This window comes from Acinetobacter oleivorans DR1 (genome assembly GCF_000196795.1).
Lineage (GTDB): Bacteria > Pseudomonadota > Gammaproteobacteria > Pseudomonadales > Moraxellaceae > Acinetobacter > Acinetobacter oleivorans.
The window spans coordinates 393,295-416,972 of the sequence record NC_014259.1 but is presented as its reverse complement, the minus strand read 5'-3'; the positions used below and the strand labels follow the sequence as shown (position 1 = coordinate 416,972).

Genomic DNA, 23,678 nt, shown 5'->3' with positions numbered 1-23,678 from the left:
CTAATCAACCGTAGCTTTTTTTATTCTAAAAATTATAGCTTTTGATTTAACTGTTGCTGTAACGCAGCAATCATATCTGCACGGCTAATCATTCCTACGAGCTTGCGATCTTCAACCACAGGTATGTAGTTAAACGACTTTTCAACAAAGTATGGTACCAAATCTTGAATAGGTTGAGTTGGCAGTACCGTGACCACTCGACGACTCATAATTTGTTTAACATAGTGCTGCCAAGAGTTTCTTGGATCTGCTGCGCCCTTAAACCATTCAACAACTTCATATAACGCTAAAGTTCCCACCAAATGATTTTCTACATTTACTACAGGTAAGCTCATCAAGTTCACTTGTTTAAATTTATCGAGTGCCTGATGAATGTCGTCATCTTCATGTAGTTTGATGACATCACGACTCATAATATCCTGACAGATATATTGATTTACCATACGCTCATTGGCATGTTCCTGAGCCTCTAAAATGATCTTTTCTAAATCATACTGACTAATATCTAAAAGCTCAGTGTGATGCCCTAATGCATACTCAATGTCTTTAGGTTGAATAGATACTTTTTGAGTCGGTGTAGGGTCTTTACTACGGTCATTAAGATGAGCAGTAACCGGATAATGCCGCCCAATTAATCTATTAAAAAATATGGCGAAACCGAGTAAAAGTAACGAGTTGAGTAAAACTGGATAAAAAATAAAATAAAAGCCTAATTTATGAATTGCAGCACCGCCCAACACAGCCGTAATTGCGACTGCGCCACTCGGCGGATGCAAAGAGTCGGTGGTCATCATTAAAAATATGGCAAAACCTACTGCGACACTAAAAGCTGTAGTTAAATCAGGAATCCACTGTGCGCAGGCAACACCAATAATTCCAGCTAAGGTATTACCAACAATCACATTCCATGGTTGAGCCAAGGGACTAGTCGGCACAGCAAACAATAGAACAGATGAGGCGCCCATTGGGGCGATGTACCAAGCATTAATTCCACCCAGAACATACCAGCTAATTAAGGAAGAAATTGCTAAACCACACAACGCTCCAATACCGCAAAGTAACCGTTCCTTTAAAGGTAAAACCTTAAAATTTGGCTTTAAAATCTGTAACCATTCTCGCTGTATAACACTCACAGTACACCTTTGGGGATATGCCGTTATTTATAACGGGCAAAAGTATACGCCCAAAGCCACATAAAGTGCATTTAAATTATATCTTTAAACAACAAGAAAGCTTATTGAAAATAATCTTTATAATTTTAAAACTTTAATATTCCAACAATTTTTCATTTAAATAACGCCAATAGCGCTTCGGCAAATATTGCACATGAAGTTTTATATTCTGGCGTTCAGTAATATTAACGCTATTAAAATAATCTTTCCAAAGCTGGTCATATAAACCTTCTTGTTTATCCAGCTCAAGCTGAAAGCTTTGACTCATTCCATTTTTTAAATTACGGTCAACCTCAGAAGCCTCTAATGAAACTTCATGTATTTCACGTAAATCATAATAAATTCCAAACTTACGTTTCTCATCATAAATCAGCCAACGTTGATCTTGATAACGCCGTTTAAAATGCGGCTGAATAAGCGGTAAAACATTAAAATCGGGACGAACTAAACTCAAAAAAAGCTCATCTTTAGTTTTCTTAAAACGAATAAAAGCCTCCATCCGATGCTTCTCTCGCCCGACCTTTTTCGTCCACTGCGCAATCGCCAAAACACTAGGATTTGAATAATCTTTTTCTACGGAAAAATGGCTAGTAAACACATAAATACAGTAATTAAATAAATGCTGATAGGCATCTAACGATTCAGATAAATAAGCAAAATAAAATTGTTTTAACGAAGAAGATGAAAGCTTTTTTTGTAGTGCGGACCAAACACGTTCAGCATGCTGCTCGTTATTTGAAATCTCAATTTTATCGGCAAATAAGCCATGTTGAGCCCCATCATTTAAACAGAGCCTGACCTGCAATTCTTTAAATTGAAATGCACGAAAAACACAGCTCAGCAGCCCAACCATTGAACCATCAAAATAGTAAGCCACTTCATCATTAAACATGGCTAAAACCCAAGGCTTAATTGTGGCGAGAGTTGCTGCACATATTTCGAAGAACCCTGCGTTAAAATCTGCTGCCGAATAAAACTTGAAGAAAGTTCTTTTTGGAACTTTGGGCTGTCTTCACAGCGAATAAAGAATTTTGCACGCTGATAAGCTACGCCGAGTTTTTTAAGTAAATCGATATGGATTTTTCCAAAACGGCGAGCCTGAACAATTTTCTTCGCCGATTTCACTCCAATACCCGGCACACGCAAAATCATTTGATAATCCGCACAGTTTAAATCTACCGGAAACTGTTCAGGATGCCTCAAAGCCCAGCTTAATTTAGGGTCTACATCCAAATCTAAATTCGGGTGTTTTTCATTGACGATTTCATTGACCTGAAAACCATAAAAACGCATCAGCCAATCGCTTTGATAGAGTCGGTTTTCACGAAGCAACGGCGGTGCAGAACCCACTGCTGGCAAATAATTATTTTCGGTATTAATTGGGATATAGCCAGAGAAATAGACGCGTTTGAGTTTAAATTCCTTATAGTGTTTGTCTGCCATAAACAAGACATCTTGGTCTGACTCTTGATGAGCACCCACTACCATTTGGGTGGTCTGCCCTGCTGGTACATATTTCGGTACATGCTTAATGATTTGGCGTTCATCTTTAAGCTGAATGAGCCTGTCACGGACCAAACCTAAATCTTTTTGCACTTCCTGATGTGATTTTTCTGGTGCAAAAGTTTTTAGGCCAATTTCGGTCGGCATCTCTAAATTAATACTCATACGGTCAGCATATAAACCTGCTTCATGAATCAGTTCAGGCGATGCCCCCGGAATAGTTTTTAGATGAATATAGCCATTAAAGTTTTCTTCAAGGCGCAACTTCTTCACAACTTGAAGCATGCGCTCCATCGTATGATCTGCCGATTTAAAAATGCCCGAGCTTAAAAATAAGCCTTCGATATAATTACGACGGTAAAAATTAATGGTTAAGTCTACGACTTCTTGCACTGTAAATGCTGCACGCTGGACATCATTAGAACGACGTGAAACGCAATAGGCGCAGTCAAAAATACACACATTACTAAATAGAATTTTTAAGAGAGATACACAGCGGCCATCTTCAGTATAGCTATGACAAATACCCGAATGGCTGGCATCACCTAGGCCTTTATCTTTGTTTTTACGGTCACTGCCACTTGATGAACAAGACACATCATATTTAGCAGCATCGGCAAGAATCTGTAGTTTTTCTCGAATGCGATCAGACATATCAAACGACTCATTTATGGCATCGTTTAAAAAATATCATTTTGCATTCTTAAATTTAATCCAGTGAAGTACTCTCAGCGTCATGAGGTGACGTTTAAAATAATTCGTCTTAATTAACGTATTCTTCAAGCTGTTTTACACGCGCCGCATACTCTTGCATTGGGCAATACGAATACATCGGTGAGCCAATGTATGAGCCTGCATTACTACATTCCTGATCTACATAAGCTTTCCAAAGTCGCTGAGATTTTAAAATATCTTGGTAACGTTCTGGCTGTTTGTATTCTTCGCTTTGTGTGCGAATTTGATCAATGAGAGCAACAATTTTTTCTTCATAAGTCTTTTTAGCTTGTTCAGAACAACTATGTACAACCATGTTATTAATACTTTCAAGCTGCATTTCCTTAATGGTCTGGTCTACACATTGATTATATTCATCTTGCTCGTCAGCATCGGTCTGCGCATATAACCATGGACTACAAAAAAGGCTGGATAAAACAATGAGTTTGCAGCAAAATTTCAACATAATTTATTCTCAATTCTATAATTTTTAATATGCTGCAATATAACAAAAATTCTATAACGGTTGCCTATCAGTATTTAGACATTATAAAAAGTCTGTTACTCGCGCCCATACCAGTACTCATTATTTTAATTTCAACAAATCCTATACTTTATTTTTTAATCATTATATATCTGTTCTTTTTACCATTCTTTATTGCAATATCCTCACTACTAAATAGATTTAAGCTATTAAGTTTTCTAACAATACTATTAACGACATTTGGGGTACTCATTTTCTTTAAAGAGCTGATTTATATACCTTTAGAATCCTTCTTTTCTGAGTTAGTTTTTAGTTGGGTTGGAATCTCTACTTTAATTACAGCTTTTAATTTTTGGGCATTATTGACTTGGTATAACTATAAAGATAATAAAATCAAAGAGCAGAACATACACATCGAATGAACGCTCTGCTAATTGAATATAAAACCCTTATAAGTTGAACTTTCTTCAGCAATAGAAAACTATTCATTTCTTTTATTTATGAAATATTCCCAACCATTCTATATGGTGGCAGCTTAAAGCTTTACTGATTTTTACAGGTATTTGGATAGGTTTCATCAACTTTAAGATCAATATTATAAACCGGTTGTATTGGTATCTCCTCTGTACGGTAAGAGCACATATCGCGCCATTTCATTGCTTCCTCTTTATCCTTAGGTAGACCATTTAACCCAGAATAATAATTTTGAAACATATTTTCTTGACCATTCGCATAACCAAGATTGGCGGCTTTAATATACCACTCTGTTGAAACCTTACCATTTTCTGCTACGCCTAAACCCTGTTGATAAAGAACCCCTATATTATTCATCCCTGCTGGATTACCCTGCTCAGCAGCTTTTGTATACCAATACATTGCTTTTTTATAGTCTGTATCTACACCATAACCTAGATGATAAAACGTACCTACCCTGAACTGAGCATCAGCATTGCCTGCTTGCGCAGCCTCTTCAGAAAGTTTGAACATCTTAGGTACAAAAGCACTTAAGTCTTCTTTCCGATAATAAAGCGTAGTCAAATTCAATTTAGCTAAAGCACTCCCTTGTTCAGCCGCTTGTTGAAAGAGCTTTTCAATTTCTAAGGCTTTTTTTGCTTCAGTGGCCTCATCACCCTCTTTAATTCGAATCCAATCATTTCTATTTTTATAATATAATAATGCAGCATAATTATTCAGCTCATCTGCATTTAACTTATTGAAATTGTAATTATATTTAGCTGAATAATAAATCCAATTATTCTTTAAATAGTAAAAACCAACAAAGCCTAAAAACAATATTAAAATTCCAAAATAATATTTTTTCAAATTCATTCTAAAATAATCTAATTCAAACTATGAAAAATTATCCTATCAAAAGATGTATTAAATACAAAAGATAATAATCTTATTTTAATGGTTCATGGACATTATCAACAGATCATTTTAGAATTTAAAAAACATAACCTACTATGATTAAGATGAATCCAACAACGCCAAATATCGAATACCAACCTAAAATTGCTCTTATTATTACCCCTCTTATTCCGATCAGCCTCTTAATTTTATTGTCCGTACTTACTGGCAAGTTTGCACTTGATCTCCTCTATATTATTGGAATCTTTGTTGGTACTTATTATATTATCTTATTCCCATTACTACTTAAGATATGCCAAGTACTCATTACTAAAAACCGCTTTATCTTTCCATTAATGTGGTTAGGTGCACATGTATCATTTAGCTTGATTTATTTCTTCTTAGCGGTCTATGAAAATATTTCTCATAATTTACCAATATTTGATTATGTATTCCCAACTGTTGGACGTACTTTGATCTCAACCTCTACATTCACTGTAAGTTTTATTCTTAGCCTCATTTTTTGGTTTTTTGCCTCATTTCAACCTCGATTAAAAGCAAAACATGCAGGAAAATCCCAGCTAAATGACAGCCAATAATTTTTTATAGGTATAGAAACTAGCCTTTGCCACTCCCCCACAAAATCCTTATACTTAGGGGCAATTTTTCTCATAAATTCGTGGATGCTACATGAGTCGCGCCATCTCGCACATTGATACATTTCAGGGCTTAATTCTTGCCCTACAAAACTATTGGGCCGAACAAGGCTGCGTCGTACTACAACCTTACGACATGGAAATGGGCGCTGGAACATTCCACACCGCAACATTCTTACGTGCTTTAGGGCCTGAAACTTGGAATGCTGCATACGTTCAACCTTCACGTCGTCCAAAAGATGGCCGCTATGGTGAAAACCCGAACCGTTTGCAACACTACTACCAGTTCCAAGTGGTACTTAAGCCAAATCCAGACAACATCCAACAGCTCTATCTTGATTCTTTAAAAGCAATCGGGATCGATACGCTTACTCACGATATTCGCTTTGTAGAAGACAACTGGGAATCTCCGACGCTAGGTGCTTGGGGCTTAGGTTGGGAAGTTTGGCTTAACGGTATGGAAGTGACTCAGTTCACTTACTTCCAACAAGTCGGTGGTGTTGAATGTTACCCAGTAACAGGTGAAATCACTTACGGTTTAGAACGTCTTGCAATGTACCTTCAAGGTGTAGACTCGGTTTATGACCTTGTTTGGACCAAAGGCCAATTTGGTACTGTGACTTACGGCGACGTATTCCATCAAAATGAAGTTGAGCAATCGACTTATAACTTTGAATACGCTCCAGTTGAAAAACTATTCGAACTGTTTGATTTTTACGAATCAGAAGCAAACCGTTTAATTGAAGCAAAACTTTCTCTTCCTGCTTATGAGCAAGTTGTTAAAGCATCTCATACCTTTAACTTACTTGATGCACGTGGCGCAATTTCTGTGACTGAGCGTCAACGTTACATCCTACGTGTACGTACTTTAGCGCGTGCTATTGCACAAAGTTATGTACAAGCGCGTGCAGAGCTTGGCTTCCCAATGGCAGAACCACACTTACGTGATGAAGTATTGGCACAGTTAAAAGCACAAGCTGAAAGTGAAGCAGCAAAGGCGGAGAAAAACTAATGAGCAAACATACTGTTTTATTCGAACTTGGCTGTGAAGAACTTCCACCAAAAAGCTTAAAAACTTTACGTGATGCATTACAGGCAGAAACGGTAAAAGGCTTAAAAGATGCGGGCTTAAACTTCGCAGCAATTGAAGCTTATGCAGCGCCACGTCGTTTAGCACTTAAAATTGTTGATATCGATACTGCACAAGCTGATACACAAAAACGTTTTGACGGCCCTGCTGTTCAAGCGGCTTACGATGCAGAAGGTAAACCGACTAAAGCACTTGAAGGCTTTATGCGTGGTCAAGGGATCACAGTTGATCAGCTTTCTACTTTCCAAGCAGGTAAAGTTGAAAAAGTTTGCTATTTAAAAGATGTAAAAGGTCAAAGCCTTGATGCTTTACTTCCACAGATTTTACAAACTGCGCTAGACAATTTACCAATTGCTAAGCGTATGCGTTCTGCTGCAAGCCGTACTGAATTTGTACGTCCAGTGAAATGGGTTCTTTTACTTAAAGATGACCAAATTGTTGACGCAACTATTCAAGATCACAAAGCTGGTAATGTGACTTATGGTCATCGTTTCCATGCACCTGAAGCTGTGACGTTAGCGCATGCAAATGACTATTTAGCTGCTTTAGAAAAAGCTTACGTTGTTGCAAACTTTGAAAAACGTCAAGTAACCATTCAAGAACAAGTAAAGAAATTGGCTGATGAAGTTAACGCAACTGCGATTGTTCCAGCTGACTTACTTGATGAAGTAACAAGCCTCGTTGAATGGCCAGTTGCTCTTCGTGCAAACTTTGAAGAGCGCTTCCTTGCTGTTCCTCAAGAAGCACTTATTACGACGATGCAAGACAACCAGAAGTATTTCTGTTTGATCAATGCGGAAGGTAAATTACAGCCTTACTTCATTACTGTTTCAAACATTGAGTCTAAAGACCCGACTCAAATTATTGAAGGTAACGAAAAAGTTGTTCGCCCTCGTTTGTCTGATGCTGAATTCTTCTTCTTACAAGATCAAAAGCAACCGCTTGCATCTCGTAAAGAAAAACTAGCAAACATGGTATTCCAAGCACAGCTTGGTACACTTTGGGACAAATCAACACGTATTGCAAAACTTGCAGTTGCATTATCTCCAATTACTGGTGCAAACCCAGCAGATGCTGAAAAAGCAGCATTACTTGCTAAATGCGACTTAACCTCAGAGCTTGTTGGTGAGTTCCCAGAACTTCAAGGTATTGCTGGTACTTACTATGCACGCATTGAAGGCGAAAACACTGAAGTTTCTGAAGCTTTAGGTGAGCAATATTTACCAAAATTTGCGGGTGATGTTTTACCAAAAACCAAAACAGGTACAACCATTGCCCTTGCTGACCGTTTAGATACACTTGTTGGTATTTTCGGTATTGGACAAGCGCCGACAGGTTCTAAAGATCCGTTTGCTCTTCGCCGTTCAGCAATTGGTATCTTACGTTTAATCATTGAAAATGAATTAGATATAACAATTGAAGAGCTAGTTAATCTTGCACTTCAAGGTTATGGCGACATCGTTAAAGACCACGACAAGACTCGTGCTGATGCTGTTGCGTTCTTGGAAGGTCGTTACCGTGCTAAGTACGAAGACCAAGGTGTTGCTGTTGACGTACTTCAAGCTGTTCAAGCACTTGCACCGAAGTCTCCACTTGATTTTGACAAGCGTGTAAATGCAGTTAATCACTTCCGCACATTACCTGAAGCTGCTGCACTTGCTGCTGCAAACAAACGTGTTGCTAACATTCTTGCGAAAGAAGCAGCCCCAGAAGGTTCTGTAGTTGAAGCGAACTTGGTTGAAGATGCTGAAAAAGCATTATTCGCTGAACTTCAAGCAGTTACCCCTGCTGTTGAACCATTACTTGCAGCAAAAGACTATACTGCTGCCCTTTCTAAACTTGCAGCACTTCGCGCGCCGATTGATGCATTTTTTGATGGCGTAATGGTAATGGCAGATGATGCTGACCTGAAGGCAAACCGTTTACGTTTATTGGCTCAGTTACGTAATTTGTTTACTGCTGTGGCTGATGTGAGTGTGTTGCAGGGCTAAGATTATATAGAAATTAATTTTTGTATAATTAAGCTTTATTAAAACCATGTTTTCGATCTAAATCGGAAGCATGGTTTTTTAATACTTTTATTTTCTAATTTTATTCAAAATAATAAATGATTAATTTGTGAACGCTCAATAAATAACAATTATTTACTTTTATTTTAGTTAATCCATAATTTAACCAGTTTTAACAAATAATTACCTAACTTAATAAAGAATGATTGCAATGAAAAACTTAAATTTATTACTCATATCAACATTATTATTTACTGGATGTGCAACGACTAAATCGATTCAATATCCAGCAGCGGGAAAACAAACCTCTCTTTCTGTTTCTTCAGAACAACTTTCTTCAATGACTGAATCAGGTGCAGGTGATTACTTTGTAAAGGAAAGTCAAATATTAGTTGGTGATGCAAGTAGTGCTTCGGCCAGTCCAGTTTCTGGAATGTTTGGCCTTATCGGAGTAGGAGTCGCAATGGCAATTGATAAAAATGCAAATAGTTCAGCTATTGAAAAAAGCTCTATCAATCAACCTATTAAATTTGACCAATTAACAAATCAAAAAATTAACGATTCTCTCGCTCAAAATAAAGCAGATCCTACACTTAAATTATTAGATTTAAATCAGACATCCGAAATTAAAATTGTGCCTTATTCACGCCTTTCTTTCCGTGAAAAGCCAATTGTAAAAGTAAATTTTGGTCTAAAGACCCAATTTAAAAATGCGGCAGACAATAATGCAGATACAAAACGCTTATATCACTATGTAAGCAAGGAACGTATTTCTTTAGCTGAATGGGAAGCTCAAAATAATTTATTATTTATGAAAAAAGCAGATCAAGCATTTGGCGCTCTTAGCCAAGTATTCACTTTAGATTTACAACATCAATTAAATTTAAAAGCATTTGATGAGAATAAGCAAAAGAACTGTAAAACTAATGCAGATACATCCTTAGTTTCTTTTATACAGACTCCTGACAATTTATGTGTTGGTGTAGTTAAAACAAGTAAAGGAGATGTATTCGAAAATAGTATTTATATTGTTGAGCAATAATAAAAATTAACCAAAAGACTAGAGAACTACTTAAATTTAAGTAGTTCTCTAATGTAATCAAACAAACTCTTTAATTTCTTCTAAACTTTTCGATGGCTCAAACCACATGAAATCATAATCAGCCACATCTTGAATATAAAACGGATCATTTTTCATGATTTCTTCGGCTTCTTGAATGGAAGAACTTAAAACTAAAATTATCCCACCTACTCTATTTTCTCGACGCCCTGATGCCAGAAATTTCTTCTGCTCATAATAATGATCTAAAAAAGCAATATGCTCCTTGAGTACAGCATCAACTTCGGCTAATAGTTTTTTATAGGTCAAGGTAACAACAATCATCTCATTCTCTTAAAGTAAGCAGCACATGACATAACATCAATCTACAGATAGTTTAATGATCTATAGCTCATTCGATACTACGCCTATTCCCCCAGTTCATCCACATTAAAACTTTTTATAATAATGACCCTACACAGTAGCGCAATAATTAATTCAATTCCCTAACTTGTTTACGACGTTTATTCGTGTAAGTATTTTTCGCAGATAAGTCTTTATAATAATTTGATGTTTTCAAAAAATATCGTTATAAATTAGCTGCTTTTATTAATTAAGATTATATAAATGAAAAAGAATATTTTATTACTTGTTATTTCTATCTTATCCATTGGACAAATAGCCTGTTCTATAAATCCTCATCGGATCACTTTACCTGATACTACAAACCCTCCTGCTATAGAAAAGATTAATGTGGTTGGAATGTCTCGAAGTGAATTTCTAAATAAATTCCATCCGCCCGTAGTAAGTAGACTCATTGGTGATAAAAGGATAGATACGATCACTTATTATAAAATTAACAATAAACCAAAAGCATATGGAATGGCTTTATATAACGGCTTAGTAGCGAATACAATCGTGTCGACATTACACAATATAATGCCGAGTGAATTATCACTCGATTCCGTTGACGAAACAGTATCAATCTCAGACTCCGCACTTAACAAAGAGAAAGTAGTAATTGAGATTACGTATGATTCCTCTAGTCATATTGAAAAAGTCGAAAGAGTAGAATAATTTAATTTTAAATCCTTATTTTTTGGCTATAACCAAACTTTTCATGGTGAAATTAATTAAAGTAAATTCTAAAAACTATTGAGGCATGCTGATTTAAGTGACTTTTTAATGAAATTAATATTCTCACTCTTAAATCAGCGCTCAATAACTGTCTCATTATTATCCACTTAGCTTGGTACAAGAATTATTTTTCCAATTCATCCATACCAAGCTCCCCACAATAATTACTCCACCCAGCAACACCATCATTGATGGTTTTTCATTTAAAAAAAGAACCGCCAAACTCATGGCGACAATCGGCGAACAATATAAAAAATTCGATGCAATCGTTAACGACATATTTTTAAGTACATAACCCCAAAGCACATAAGCCATCGCACTTGGAAAAATACCTAATAGGACAACTGACATATTGGCCTGCCAAGTAGCATGTAAAATTTCATGGGGTAAATGAGCACTATAAAATAGTAAAGGAATGGTTCCGAACCAAATGATGTAGCACATCATGCTCAAGGCATCATAATTTAAAGCAAATTTTTTATATAAATTAAAATAAAGGCCCCACGCAATTGCAGCTAAAACAATCAATAAACTATAAGGACTCGGTACACCAAAACCATGATCTCCACTGACTACCAACACGGCTCCGCAAAGCCCTAACAAAATACACAACCACTGTTTGAAACGAATTTTTTCTTTAAAAAGCAAAGCTGAAATAATAAAAGTGAATAGCGGAATAGATTGACTCAAAATACTAGATGCAACCGCAGTCACATATTGCTGCCCTGTATTTATAAGCAAATGATGAAGCGTTACAGAGAAAAATCCTAATACAGCAAGTGCAGGAGCATCTTTCCACTTTAAAGGTTGAACGCCTTTTTTCATGATCAAAAGTAGTAAAAAAAACGATGCAATCAAAAAGCGGAGCAAGGCAATATGCTGCGGTGTATATGAATGCAAAGCACTATGTACGCCAATAGGTGAATAGCCCCAACAAAAGACGGTCACAGCAATACATAAATAGAGCTTAAATGCGGGAGGCTGGGTTTCGGCAGCAAGAGAAATTGCCATGTTAAATCTGCACTAATGAAATGGAACTCTTTCATCATATGCGCATGGATAGTTGAATAAAATTAACTTATATTGAGTCAAATATTCATTAAAAGTGAATGATAAAACATGGATATCGCACAGTTAAAAATGTTTCAGACCGTGGTTGAATGCGGAACAATGGCTAAGGCATCAATGCAACTACATTGTGTACCATCCAATATCACAACGCGCATTAAACAACTCGAAGAAGAATTAGGCGCACCGCTGTTTTATCGGGAAGGAAAAAGTTTAAAGCTCACTCCCTCTGGAGAAATTTTTCTTAATTATTGCTATAAAATTTTAGCGCTATGCGATGAAGCAAAACGAAGTATTCATCCTGATGCACCGCCCTCTGGTCCATTAAAAATTGGGGCTATTGAATCTTCTGCTACAACTCGCCTACCCAACTTACTGGCGAAATATCATCAACGTTTTCCAGAGGTTTCCATTCAAATTATTACAGGCACATGGAAACAGCTATTAGTCGATATTTCTCAGCACAAACTTGATGGTGCAATTGTCGCGGGCAATATCGAGTTTCCGATGCTAAATAAACTTAGTATTTATCAAGAAGAAATGGTCTTGATTGCATCCCATTCTTTGGGAGAGATCCACAACCAAGAAGACCTGATTGGTAAAGAAATTTTCATGTGGACTGAAGGCTGTCCTTACCGAGCAGCTCTCGAAGAATGGCTTAAGCTCAAAAATATTTCACTTCCAATTACTAGCATTACCAGTTACGCCACCATTATTGGTTGCGTCAGTGCAGGCTCTGGGGTGTCTTTGGTACCGAAGAGTATTTATGAACAATATAAAAATTTAACCAATATTCGAGGCTATAAATTTGAACACCTTGCCTTTATGCAGAATCAATTTTTTTGGCATAAAAATGTGAGCAACCATAAAGCCAGAGATATGTTTTTAGATTTAATTAAGTCTGAATTTTGTTTATGAGTCATTGGGATAATTACTTTATTGCGATCAAGTGATGATTTATCGTAATCAAATCGTATGGGTTTTATCTCATTGCAGTACAAGCTTTATTTTTAACAGTAAGATCACCACTTCATCTTTTGATTCTGGTTGGGGAGATTTATCCAAAATGAAAACCATACACATTTTATGTATTGCGACCTCTATGTTGGCTTCATCAACCTTATTTGCAGAAACAACGCAACCACAACAAGTAGGTGAAACAACCTCTAAAGCACAACCTTATGGTGATAACCCAAGTTTAGGTCGTGTATTGTTGTATAAAACTGGAAAAGGCATACAAAATTTAGGAGACTCTATTCAAGGAGCTTCTGAAAAAACCTCAAATAAAATTAGCGAAAAGTGGAAAAACACCAAAGAATTTACAGCTGAAAAAGCAGAAGTCGTCCAGCAAAAAGCAGATACAGCCAAAGCTTTTACAGAAAATAAAATAGATCAAGCGAAGCAAAATATTACCAGTAGTCGAAACGGTGAAAATATCCCAATTGAACAAGGTGAGCTAAGTAAATCGAGCACAACAACTAACTAATTTGCTAGGACAGCGCGATAAATTCGCGCTTTTATAAATACAGATATTCATTTAGAACTATTGATCATCAACTATAAAGAGCTAGGAATCTGCCTTATGAATAGTCAAAAACTTCTCTTTTCAACACTATGCTGCTTAGCATTAACTGCATGTGCAACCTCTGCACCGCCTTCTTCATCTTATTCTCAGGCACAAGTTTTAGAGCAAGATACCAATATCGAAGCTTATCCATCAACTACAGGGAATGTAGCCAAACTCATTAAACAAGATAAGCAAGCTTGTATGATTGAATTTACGGGATATTTAGGGGGCGGACACGTTACTGAACACTGGGTATTTAATGATAAGGGGCTGATTTCAGCTACATCATTTACACAACAATACCCTGATGAGTCAGGCATATTAAATCAGGCAACAAACTCTACGACTAAAAGCTCAACGACTTTTAATATTCAAGATCCAGAAATTCAGAATAATTTCAAAAAACTTCAAAATAACTTTAATCCAGCAAATTTAGAAAAGTGTCATTAATACTTTTTCATAAAAAGCCCGTTGCAAAAGCTACCTTCTGCAACGGGTTATAGCTATTTTAAAAATTTCTTGGACCTAATTTAAAAAATTATAAATAAGCTATTAATTAATGGTTAAACCATTTGTTGCTGCCAGTAAATCAATACGCGGGAAAACCAAGCCCGTTCTTGAGTCAGTAATTGGTTTACCTGTCGTTTTTAAACGGCTGATGGTTTGATCAATACTTTCTGTTGGACTTACGCTATTCGCTCGTAATAAAGCAATCGCACCTGCCACATGTGGTGTCGCTTGAGATGTACCTCCCATAGTGTAGCCACCCGCGGTAATCATTGCCCCCGGTGCCAATAAAGTCACAAGGCTACCACCATTACTGAAGCACGCTACTTTGTCTGCTGCTGTTGTTGGGTCAGAACATTTCACTGGATTCCCCCATGACACACCACCAATATTACTGTCATAAACAGCACCAACTCTTACTGCACCAGCAACACAGGCAGGAGATGAAATTCCATCTGAAAATGCATCATTGCCTGAAGCGACTACAGGTACTACACCAGCAGCTCGTGCATTAGCAAATGCCGTTCCATAACTGCTGTCGCTACACTCAGAGGTATATTTAACACCTGGTACGCCAAGGCTTAAGTTAACTGCTTTAATATTATAGGTTTGTGCATTATTTACAGCCCAGTTAATCCCTGCGAGGATATCACTATCATAAGCTGTGCTTACCCATTTACCTTGGGATCTGACCTTTCTAAACACATCAATGCCTATAATTTTGGTCTTGGTGGCAACCTTAGACACAATACCTGAAACATTACTACCATGCCCATCATCATCTAAAGCGCCATCATCTGGTGCACTATCAAATGAGTAAACTACGCGACAAGTATTTGACGGTGTATTTACTGCCGTACAACCAAAATCAGAATGAAGATAATTCACCCCTGTATCAATCACTGCAACACTCGAGCCTTCACCAGTGAAACCATTGGTATTTGCTTGTGGTTGATTAATTAAAGGTAAACTTTCATTGGTCGTGGTTTGATTAATACGATTTGGATAAACCGCTTTAACATTCGGATCATTGAGTAAAGAGACCAAAGCTTCGCGGTTACTAATCCGATAAAAAGCTAAAGGCAAATTATTGTAGTCTCGAAGTACTTGAACACCACCAGCACGGTTAAACCTTGCCTGTAAATTTTTCTTATTTGTTGCAATATAACTTCGCCGTTCTAACCCGGAAGGCACGCTCACCGAAGCAATATTGTATTCAACAATTAAATCATTCGAATCATTATTAACCAAGGCATCTAAATCGATTTTGCCCTGAAATACTTTTTGTTTTGCTGCCTGATTTAATCGCTGTTTAGCACCTTTAGAATCTAAAGGAAGAGCTGATGCAGTTGTACTTAAAATCGTACATAGACCTAATAGAAATAACGTTTTACTTTGCATTATTTTTCTCCGTAGTTTTTCAACTAACAATTTACTTATTTCGCTTTTATTTCATTTGCTGGATCTTTTTCTGGATCAATCGGTTGAATTGAAGGATCACTTTTTGTGTCATAAAAAGGAACAGTATCAGCTGATACCGATTGTGAATGAGTTGAATGTTGAGATAGATTTCTAGGTTGAGTAGGCTCCTTAAGTTTAGAAAGAAAAGACGATGTGTCTGGTTGTGGCGAATTCGACTCATGTAAAGCAGAATTAAACACATCAGATGCACCACTTGTGGGCTTTAAATAGAGAACAACGGCGATCAAGCCGACTATTACAAGAAGGGAAGCAATAATTTTCATCTGTCATATCTCTGTTTTTTTGTTTATAGATATCTATTTTTATTTTTGATTATTTGAAATAAAGCAGCATTTCTTAATATATTTTTCATGTGAAAAATCTATTTAATGAAATACATAACCACTAAAAAGTTAAAATAACTTTATCCCGAATAAGCAAAAATACAGTTCTGCCCTGTACGTTTATATTTCTGGCAGAAGATGGTTCAAAAAAGTGCTAAAAAGCGCCTTATTCTCATAATAAGCAATAACTATGCCGTTTACTGCAATAAATAATGAGATTTACATCACATTTAAAGATATAGAGAACAAATTCGTAAAAACGAAATGAAAAAATTAAAAGATATTTTTTTTAAAACTAAATAATAAGAACTCATTTTGCCTAATTAGATTTTCTAATAAATAAATGTTCTTTTTCACTTTATTATTAATTTTTATTAATCTCCACAATTCCTCCCTAGTCTGTTTACTCAACGTAACACTGTTGTAACGTTTTGATGAAGTCAGTTCCCAAGCCCATATTCCCTTGGCTATGATTCGTTTGCGTTTATGAAATACCTCACTAAAAGGGTATATTCTTTGAAGGATATCGCAATGAAAATGATGAAAACAGCTATCGTTACTGCAAGTGTTCTTGCTTCTGCTTCTATTTTTGCACAAAGTGCGGGCGTTAATGCAGATGCTTCTGCTCAAGTAAATGTACAACCGGGTGGTCTTGTTAGTGGCGTAGCCAATACAGTCAAAAATACTGCACACACTGTAGGCAGCACAGCAAAGCATGCTAGTCATGTCGCTGCTGACACTACAGTTAAAGCAACTAAAAAAACAACAGGAAAAGTGACTGAACTTTCTTCTAAAGCTGCAAATGGTACAAAACACATAGCAACTGAAGCTGCAACAGGCACCAAACACTTTGCTACCGAAGCTGCGACAGGTACTAAAAATGTAGCGACTAAAGCTGCAACTGGTACTAAACATTTTGCTACTGAAGCAGTAACAGGTACTAAAAATGCAGCGACTAAAGCTGCAAACGGCACTAAAAACCTAGCAGTTGAGGCTAAAGCTGATACAAAAGCAGGTTTTAATGCTGTAAAGACTAAAGTTACAGAAAAACAAGCAGACCAAAAAGAATTTACTGCTGAAAAACAAGCTAATGCTCAAGCGCATGTAGATGCAGTAAAAACTCGTGTAGCTCAAAATCAAGCTGAGCAAAAAGAATTTGTAGCAGATACTAAAGCTGATGCCCAAGCACAGTTGAATGCAGCTCAACCAGCACATGCAATTAATGCTCAAACTGGTGTAAATGTTGGTGTTAACGTTGGCCCTGTTGGAGTTAACACAAACGCAAATATAAACGCTGGTGCTCAAACGTCTACACAAAAAGCTGAAAAGAAATCTTGGGTTAAAGGCCTTTTCGGTACGAACTAATATCTTATAAATAAAAAAAGGGCAATTCATTGCCCTTTTTTTTATTTCTTAAAAATCAAATGTTCAGCTGGTTTCAGTTAAAACCAAACCTGCACGTAAACCAAGTTTCACATTTGGATTTGGAAATAAAATCCAGACTTGATCTTGCTCAACAACATAATTGCCAGAAGGTTGAGTCGCAATGATCTCACCTTTGGTAAAAGTCGAAAAATTTGGTGCTTCAGCCGATAAGTTCATCTGAAAATCTTCGTCTTTTTTAATTAAAGAGTCCGATACTTTAAAGACCCGAATTTTTGTTTTATTACGTGGTGGCAAGGCTTGCTCAGAAACCACATGACGAATCACTTCATCAATTGCAGCAAACTGGCTCAAGTCATTTTGTCCAAATGGTAAGGCTTTGCCTAACTCTAAAGTTGCGCTCGCAGCTTTAAAATTTTCACTGGTAAAATGCGTAAAGGTTTTACCGACCGCATTGTGGTAAACCAAAGCGTCCAAGTCAGCTGATTCAAGGCTCGCTGTCAAATCTCCATCATAAGCATGTGTTTGATAGGGAAATAAAGCAAACGTTGGCAACAAAGAAGCACGAATTGCGGTGTGCAAATCATAGTGATAACGTTTTGCTTGGCTTGAACTTTCCTGAAAAAAAGTCGCAACCACTTGCTCTAAAACTTCAGCACGCTTTGACTCTTCAGTCACAGGTAGAGTTTTATATCCACCACAAAACATTCGGTTTACATCGTCATGCACATAACGTTTACCTTGACGCATTGCATAAGGATTACCCAGTACAAACAGTAATCTCACAGCAAGGTTTAAACGTCCTGCAAACAAATCTGTGCATAGATGAGATAACAATTCAATTGGTGCTGTTTCATTACCATGTACTCCAGCTGACAGTACGACAGCTTTGTCGTACTGTGCATTTGGCGTACATTCAAGAAGTCCTTCACCTAACCAACGCCAAGAAAAATTATCTTGTTTTCCTTCGCGGGTTTTAGGTTGCTCACCTTGTAAGGTTAATGCTAGAAAATCTTGCATGTCACCTCCTCATTATTTTTGGAAAGGATAGACCGAACCCAAACCTAAAATTTTGGTCAGTTCATCGAGTGCCATACGGCTTTCCATCAATAAATGCGGATCAGCCAAATCTTCTTGCGCTAAGCGATCACGATAGTGTTTATCTACCCATTGATTGAGTGTGCCAAACAACTGATCGTTCATGAGAACTTTTGGATTTACAGCATTTAACTCAGTTTCGTTTAAAGCTACGCGTAAACGTAAACATGCCGGACCACCACCATTACGCATACTTTCACGTAAGTCATATACCTGAATAGCATCAATTGGTGTACCCATCTGAACCATATCGTTCAGATAACCCCAAACTGCCTTATTCTGGCGAGACTCTTCTGGCACAACAATGGTCATTCCACCATCTGGACGAGTCAAAATCTGGCTATTAAATAAATAAGTTGCTACGGCATCATCAACAGTAACGCGGTTTTCAGGAACTTCAATCGAGATAAAATCTTCACCGATGCTTGCCATTTTCTGGCGAATTTCAGCAAAAGCTTGATCTTGATTTAAGAATGCATGTTGATGATGGAATAAAACCTGCTGGTTACTTACCGCGATAACATCGTTATGGAATACACCCTGATCAATTACATCCGGATTTTGTTGAACAAAAACAGTATGTGCATCATCTAAACGATGCAAACGTGCAATTGCTTCACTTGCTTCACGCGTCTGACGAGCTGGATAGCGTTTTGGTCCTGGTAAACCATTATTTAAATGTTGTTGACCATAAACAAATACTTGAACACCGCGCTTAGCATAATCACCCCCTAAACGGTTGTGATTTGCTGCACCTTCATCACCAAACAAGGCCACTTGTGGTAAAGCTTCATGATGAACAAAATGACGTTCATTTTTAAAGATCGCTTGTAGGACCTGACTTGTAGTTTCAGCCTCAATTGAACGGTGAAACTTATTATTCAAGTTCGCTGCTGTAAAATGCACGCGTTCATCTTGGCTATCTGCCGAAGGTGAAACAGTTGCCGCATTTGCAGTCCACATTGGCGAAGCTGAACTTAGCGATGATAATAGTTCAGGTGAATGACGCATTGCTTGAGCAACTACGCTAATGTCATCTCCTGTAAAACCTAAACGGCGTAACATTGGAACATGTGGGCGCTCATGCGGAACAAGCACACCTTGTTTCATTCCCATGTCAGCCAAGGCCTTCATCTTTAGCAAGCCCTGTTTAGCTGCTAATTTTGGATTCGAGGCATTATTACGGTTTTTTGTCGATGCTTCATTACCAAACGACAAGCCCGCGTAGTGATGTGTTGGTCCCACCAAACCATCGAAATTTACTTCATATCCTTTCATTTTTCTTTCCCTAGTGTTTAAGGCAACACAATCCCTGGAGATAATTTTTCTGGTAAGGTTAAGCTGTCACTTTCAAGTGAAGCCATTGGCCAAGCACAATAATCAGCTGCATAAAAGGCACTTGCGCGGTGGTTACCAGATGCACCGACACCACCAAAAGGTGCAGCACTTGAAGCACCTGTTAATGGCTTATTCCAGTTCACAATACCGGCACGCGCTTCAATAAGTACTTGATCAAACAGTGCACGTTTTGGTGAAACCAGACCAACAGACAAACCAAAGCGAGTTGCATTCGCAATTTTTAATGCTTCTTCAAAGTTGTCATAACGTTGAATCGTCGTAAGCGGACCAAAATATTCTTCATCTGGAATATCAGTGATGCCTGTTACATCAACAATGCCTGGAGTAAGTAACGAACTATCTTCTTGCGGACGCGTCATTGGCAACAAGCTTTTTGCGCCAAGCTCAAGCAATTTTTGCTGAGCAAGCATCATATTTGATGCGGCAACTGACGAGATAACGCCACCCATAAATGGTTGTTGCTCATCGTTCCAACGACCAACTTTTAGATTTTTAGCAACTTCAACGAAACGTTGAATAAATGCATCACCTTCTGCGCCATTTTTCACCAAGATACGGCGTGCACATGTACAACGCTGACCCGCCGAAACAAATGCAGATTGAATAGTGAGATTAACTACAGCATCGACATCGATAATTTCATCAATAATCAATGCATTATTGCCACCCATTTCAAGCGCAAGGATTTTCTCAGGTGCACCCGCCATTTGCTTATGCAAGTGATAACCCGTGTTTGCACTTCCGGTAAACAATAAACCATCAATTTCATGTGAAGCAGCTAACGCTTCACCAGTGGTACGACCACCTTGCACCAAGTTCATAACACCATTTGGCAAACCAGCTTGCTGCCAAAGTTTTACAGTTTCTTCAGCAGTCCAAGGTGTTAATTCGCTTGGTTTAAATACCACGGTATTACCTGCTAGTAATGCAGGAACAATATGCCCATTTGGTAAATGGCCCGGGAAGTTATATGGACCGAAAACTGCAAGCACACCATGTGGACGGTGACGTAAAGATGCTACACCATCGGCCATTTCAGTTGAGCTTTCACCTGTACGCTGATGATAAGCACGGATTGAAATCGCAACTTTGCCAATCATTGATTGAACTTCAGTTAATGTTTCCCAAAATGGCTTACTGGTTTCTTGGCTAATTACTTCTGCTAAATGCTTTTTATTTTCTTCAAGCAAAGCTGCGAATTTCTCAACAATCGCTACACGTTCTGCAAGTGGCAAACGTGCCCATGCTGGAAATGCAGTACGCGCTGCCTGACAAGCTTGCTCTACATCAGCAGCAGTTGCTTCAGCACCTGACCATACAGTTTGGTTATCAACTGGATTTGTTTTTTCAAATGTTGTGCCGCTGCCTTGTAACCAGACACCGTTTATAAATAAAGAGTTTGACATCAGGATACTTCCATTGGATTTAGTGATAACACACGAACAACGTGACCTTCTTGTACACCGAGTTTTTCAGCTTGTTCATGTGTTAAATTTATAGTGTTATCAACAAGATCAAGCTTCATCAACATTGCCTTATAGTCATGATAATTATCATTGGCAACGAGATATTGGGTCTTACCGACCGCAGCTTCACTTGTAATTTTGACGTTTAAAAACTGACTTTCTTTTACTGCCCGCAATTCATCAATATTGGCTTCAATGGTTGGACCCGCATCAAAAATATCGACATATCCTTGATAGCGTAAGCCTTCTGACTCAAGCACATGGTAAGCAGGCAAAGTTTGTGGGTGCATTTTTCCAATCACCTCTTGCGCATCTTTTGGCAAGAGATCCACATAGACTGGAAAACGTGGCATAAGCTCTGCAATAAATACTTTTTGCCCAATTCCACTTAAATAGTCTGCTGTTGAGAAATCCATATTAAAGAAATGGTGACCAATCGCATCCCAAAATGGAGAACATCCATTTTCGTCTGAGAAACCACGCATTTCAGCAATTAACTTTTTCTCGAAATATTGCTTAAAGGCAGCAATAAACATAAAACGGATTTTCGATAAGAATTTACCGTTTTGGTTTTCACGACGCTCTGGATCTAAAAATAATGTACAGAGTTCACTACTACCCGTTCTGTCATTACTCAAAAATAAGGTAGGTAGTGACTTATAAACGTTTAGTGCTTTTGAAGCGTGTACTTGAGTACCAACATGAAAGTTGTACCAAGGCTCAATGAGTCCTACAGCAACTTCAATTGCACTTAAACCAATAACACGTTGAGCTTCTGTATCTTCAAGAACAAACAGATAGCCTTGTTCACTTTTATGGACATTGCCATTTAAAGTATTGCGAGTACGTGAAATTCGAGCCGAAAGTGTATCCATATTTTGTGGCAAGGAAGTCAGGCCTACACCCGACTTACCCGCTAATTTATAAATATCTTCAAGGTCTCGAAACTCGGCATGACGGACAATCATCATGGCTAGCTTTCCTTTTTTTTATTTAGCCAATTTAGCCAACGCTCTTTTTAAACGAGCAATCCCTTCATCAATATCTTGTTCAGGAATGATAAGCGACGGAGTAAAACGAACCACATTCGGGCCTGCAATTAAAGCAAGTAAACCTTCTTCACCCGCCCAAGTCGTAATATCTTTAGCTTTCCCTGCATACTCAGCTTTTAATTCACAGCCAATCAATAAACCTTGACCACGAATTTCTTCAAAAATCTGATGTTCAGCGTTTAATGCATTTAGTGCATCGAGGAAATATTGATGACGATGCTTCACACCTTCGAGTACTTCAGGCGTATTAATAAACTCAAATACTGCACCTGCAACCGCACTTGCTAGCGGGTTACCACCATAAGTCGTGCCATGTGTACCCACTGAAAAATGCGGAGCAAATTTATCAGTTGTTAACATTGCACCGACTGGGAAGCCACCGCCTAATGCTTTTGCAGTTGTTAACACATCTGGAATAACGCCAGAGTTCATGTAGGCATACAGTGCGCCTGTACGGCCTACACCAGTTTGCACTTCATCAAAAATAAGTAAGGCACCAAACTCATCACACAGTGCACGTAAACCTTTTAAAAATTCGATGTCAGCAGGAATAACGCCGCCTTCACCTTGGATCGGTTCAACAATCACGGCACAAGTTTGTTCATTAATGACTGCTTTTGCAGCTTCTAAATCATTAAAGGCAACATGGTTGATACCGTTTGGAAGTGGTGCAAAGTCTTGTGAATATTTAGGCTGACCACCCGCTGAAACGGTAAATAAGGTACGGCCATGGAAAGCATTATTAAATGCCACAATGCCACTTTTACCAGCAACGCCGCTATCTAAACCAACTTTACGAGCCAGTTTTAATGCAGCTTCATTCGCTTCTGCACCTGAGTTACAGAAGAAAACCTTATCTGCAAATGTATTTTCGGTGAGTTGTTTTGCAAGGCGTAGAACGGGTTCATTTGTATAACCGTTACCTACATGCCAAAGTTTTGTTGCTTGTTCTGTTAAAGCATTCACTGCCACTGGATGCGCATGACCTAATGCGTTTACTGCAATCCCGCCTGCAAAATCAATATATTCTTTATTTTCTTGATCCCAAATACGTGAACCTTCGCCACGTACCGGAATGAAATTTGCCGGTGCAAAAACTGGAACCATCCAGTCGTTAAAGTTGCTTCGAGTTACAGAAATTGGCTGTTCCATGCTTACCTCAGTATTTATTTAATATATTCGATAACACTTAAATTTAAATCATTCAGGAAAAGGGGCT

General features: G+C 37.8%; 23 protein-coding genes. 9 read left to right on the top strand and 14 right to left on the bottom strand.

Annotation, left to right across the window (positions count from 1 at the left end):
- Positions 1–32 precede the first annotated feature (32 nt).
- The 5 genes from AOLE_RS01950 to AOLE_RS01930 form a co-directional block, all read right to left on the bottom strand.
- Positions 33–1,133 (bottom strand): HPP family protein, encoded by a 1,101-nt coding sequence (locus tag AOLE_RS01950; RefSeq protein ID WP_013196762.1) that lies wholly within the window; start codon positions 1,131–1,133, stop codon positions 33–35.
- 133 nt (positions 1,134–1,266) lie between these two features.
- Positions 1,267–2,064 (bottom strand): TIGR03915 family putative DNA repair protein, encoded by a 798-nt coding sequence (locus AOLE_RS01945; protein ID WP_013196761.1) that lies wholly within the window; start codon positions 2,062–2,064, stop codon positions 1,267–1,269.
- Between the two features lie 2 nt (positions 2,065–2,066).
- Positions 2,067–3,329, bottom strand: a complete 1,263-nt coding sequence (locus AOLE_RS01940) for a putative DNA modification/repair radical SAM protein (RefSeq protein ID WP_013196760.1) — start codon at positions 3,327–3,329, stop codon at positions 2,067–2,069.
- 109 nt (positions 3,330–3,438) lie between these two features.
- Entirely contained in the window at positions 3,439–3,855 is a 417-nt protein-coding gene (locus tag AOLE_RS01935) for a lysozyme inhibitor LprI family protein (protein WP_013196759.1), read from the bottom strand.
- Between the two features lie 561 nt (positions 3,856–4,416).
- Entirely contained in the window at positions 4,417–5,202 is a 786-nt protein-coding gene (locus tag AOLE_RS01930) for a tetratricopeptide repeat protein (protein WP_013196757.1), read from the bottom strand.
- Positions 5,203–5,339: 137 nt separating this feature from the next.
- Between AOLE_RS01930 and AOLE_RS01925 the strand changes: the two genes are divergently transcribed.
- From AOLE_RS01925 to AOLE_RS01910, 4 genes are all read left to right on the top strand, one after another.
- The gene (locus AOLE_RS01925) at positions 5,340–5,822 is read left to right on the top strand and encodes a hypothetical protein (protein ID WP_004789704.1); all 483 of its coding nucleotides are present in this window, start codon (positions 5,340–5,342) and stop codon (positions 5,820–5,822) included.
- A gap of 91 nt (positions 5,823–5,913) precedes the next feature.
- Positions 5,914–6,891 (top strand): glycine--tRNA ligase subunit alpha, encoded by a 978-nt coding sequence (gene glyQ / locus AOLE_RS01920; RefSeq protein ID WP_002044989.1) that lies wholly within the window; start codon positions 5,914–5,916, stop codon positions 6,889–6,891.
- Positions 6,891–8,960 (top strand): glycine--tRNA ligase subunit beta, encoded by a 2,070-nt coding sequence (glyS, locus tag AOLE_RS01915; RefSeq protein WP_013196756.1) that lies wholly within the window; start codon positions 6,891–6,893, stop codon positions 8,958–8,960. Before glyQ ends, glyS begins: the two co-directional genes overlap by 1 nt.
- 229 nt (positions 8,961–9,189) lie before the next feature.
- Positions 9,190–10,020, top strand: coding sequence for a hypothetical protein (locus AOLE_RS01910; RefSeq protein ID WP_013196755.1), 831 nt, complete (start codon positions 9,190–9,192; stop codon positions 10,018–10,020).
- A gap of 57 nt (positions 10,021–10,077) precedes the next feature.
- Here the strand turns inward: AOLE_RS01910 and AOLE_RS01905 are convergent, their stop codons facing one another.
- Positions 10,078–10,362 (bottom strand): YciI family protein, encoded by a 285-nt coding sequence (locus AOLE_RS01905; protein WP_013196754.1) that lies wholly within the window; start codon positions 10,360–10,362, stop codon positions 10,078–10,080.
- Positions 10,363–10,644: 282 nt separating this feature from the next.
- On the opposite strand from AOLE_RS01905, the gene AOLE_RS01900 reads away from it, so the two are divergent.
- A complete protein-coding gene (locus tag AOLE_RS01900) occupies positions 10,645–11,094 on the top strand; it encodes a hypothetical protein (RefSeq protein ID WP_013196753.1) in 450 nt (149 codons plus the stop codon).
- Between the two features lie 159 nt (positions 11,095–11,253).
- Here the strand turns inward: AOLE_RS01900 and AOLE_RS01895 are convergent, their stop codons facing one another.
- Positions 11,254–12,165, bottom strand: a complete 912-nt coding sequence (locus AOLE_RS01895) for a DMT family transporter (RefSeq protein ID WP_013196752.1) — start codon at positions 12,163–12,165, stop codon at positions 11,254–11,256.
- Positions 12,166–12,273: 108 nt separating this feature from the next.
- Here AOLE_RS01895 and AOLE_RS01890 point away from each other — a divergent pair, with 108 nt between their 5' ends.
- The 3 genes from AOLE_RS01890 (at position 12,274) to AOLE_RS01880 (ending at position 14,239) form a co-directional block, all read left to right on the top strand.
- Positions 12,274–13,140: a LysR family transcriptional regulator gene (locus AOLE_RS01890; protein ID WP_013196751.1), complete on the top strand. Its 867-nt coding sequence runs from the start codon at positions 12,274–12,276 to the stop codon at positions 13,138–13,140.
- A 148-nt stretch (positions 13,141–13,288) separates the two neighbouring features.
- The gene (locus AOLE_RS01885) at positions 13,289–13,708 is read left to right on the top strand and encodes a hypothetical protein (protein ID WP_013196750.1); all 420 of its coding nucleotides are present in this window, start codon (positions 13,289–13,291) and stop codon (positions 13,706–13,708) included.
- Positions 13,709–13,804: 96 nt separating this feature from the next.
- Positions 13,805–14,239, top strand: a complete 435-nt coding sequence (locus AOLE_RS01880; RefSeq protein WP_013196749.1) for a hypothetical protein — start codon at positions 13,805–13,807, stop codon at positions 14,237–14,239.
- Between the two features lie 102 nt (positions 14,240–14,341).
- Here AOLE_RS01880 and AOLE_RS01875 read toward each other — a convergent pair whose 3' ends face one another.
- Both AOLE_RS01875 and AOLE_RS01870 read right to left on the bottom strand, forming a co-directional pair.
- Complete coding sequence (locus AOLE_RS01875; protein WP_013196748.1) at positions 14,342–15,697, bottom strand: S8 family peptidase; 1,356 nt, start codon at positions 15,695–15,697, stop codon at positions 14,342–14,344.
- 35 nt (positions 15,698–15,732) lie between these two features.
- Complete coding sequence (locus tag AOLE_RS01870) at positions 15,733–16,041, bottom strand: hypothetical protein (protein ID WP_013196747.1); 309 nt, start codon at positions 16,039–16,041, stop codon at positions 15,733–15,735.
- 591 nt (positions 16,042–16,632) lie between these two features.
- Between AOLE_RS01870 and AOLE_RS01865 the strand changes: the two genes are divergently transcribed.
- Positions 16,633–17,466: a hypothetical protein gene (locus AOLE_RS01865; protein ID WP_013196746.1), complete on the top strand. Its 834-nt coding sequence runs from the start codon at positions 16,633–16,635 to the stop codon at positions 17,464–17,466.
- 63 nt (positions 17,467–17,529) lie between these two features.
- On the opposite strand, the gene astE is transcribed toward AOLE_RS01865, so the two are convergent.
- The 5 genes from astE to AOLE_RS01840 are packed head-to-tail and all read right to left on the bottom strand — an operon-like array spanning position 17,530 to position 23,611.
- Positions 17,530–18,504: a succinylglutamate desuccinylase gene (astE, locus tag AOLE_RS01860; RefSeq protein ID WP_013196745.1), complete on the bottom strand. Its 975-nt coding sequence runs from the start codon at positions 18,502–18,504 to the stop codon at positions 17,530–17,532.
- Between the two features lie 12 nt (positions 18,505–18,516).
- Entirely contained in the window at positions 18,517–19,860 is a 1,344-nt protein-coding gene (gene astB, locus AOLE_RS01855; protein ID WP_004789725.1) for an N-succinylarginine dihydrolase, read from the bottom strand.
- 17 nt (positions 19,861–19,877) lie between these two features.
- Positions 19,878–21,347, bottom strand: coding sequence for a succinylglutamate-semialdehyde dehydrogenase (gene astD, locus AOLE_RS01850; protein WP_013196744.1), 1,470 nt, complete (start codon positions 21,345–21,347; stop codon positions 19,878–19,880).
- Positions 21,347–22,378, bottom strand: a complete 1,032-nt coding sequence (gene astA, locus AOLE_RS01845; protein WP_005301103.1) for an arginine N-succinyltransferase — start codon at positions 22,376–22,378, stop codon at positions 21,347–21,349. Before astA ends, astD begins: the two co-directional genes overlap by 1 nt.
- Before the next feature lie 18 nt (positions 22,379–22,396).
- The gene (locus AOLE_RS01840) at positions 22,397–23,611 is read right to left on the bottom strand and encodes an aspartate aminotransferase family protein (protein WP_005301100.1); all 1,215 of its coding nucleotides are present in this window, start codon (positions 23,609–23,611) and stop codon (positions 22,397–22,399) included.
- Positions 23,612–23,678: the final 67 nt, after the last annotated feature.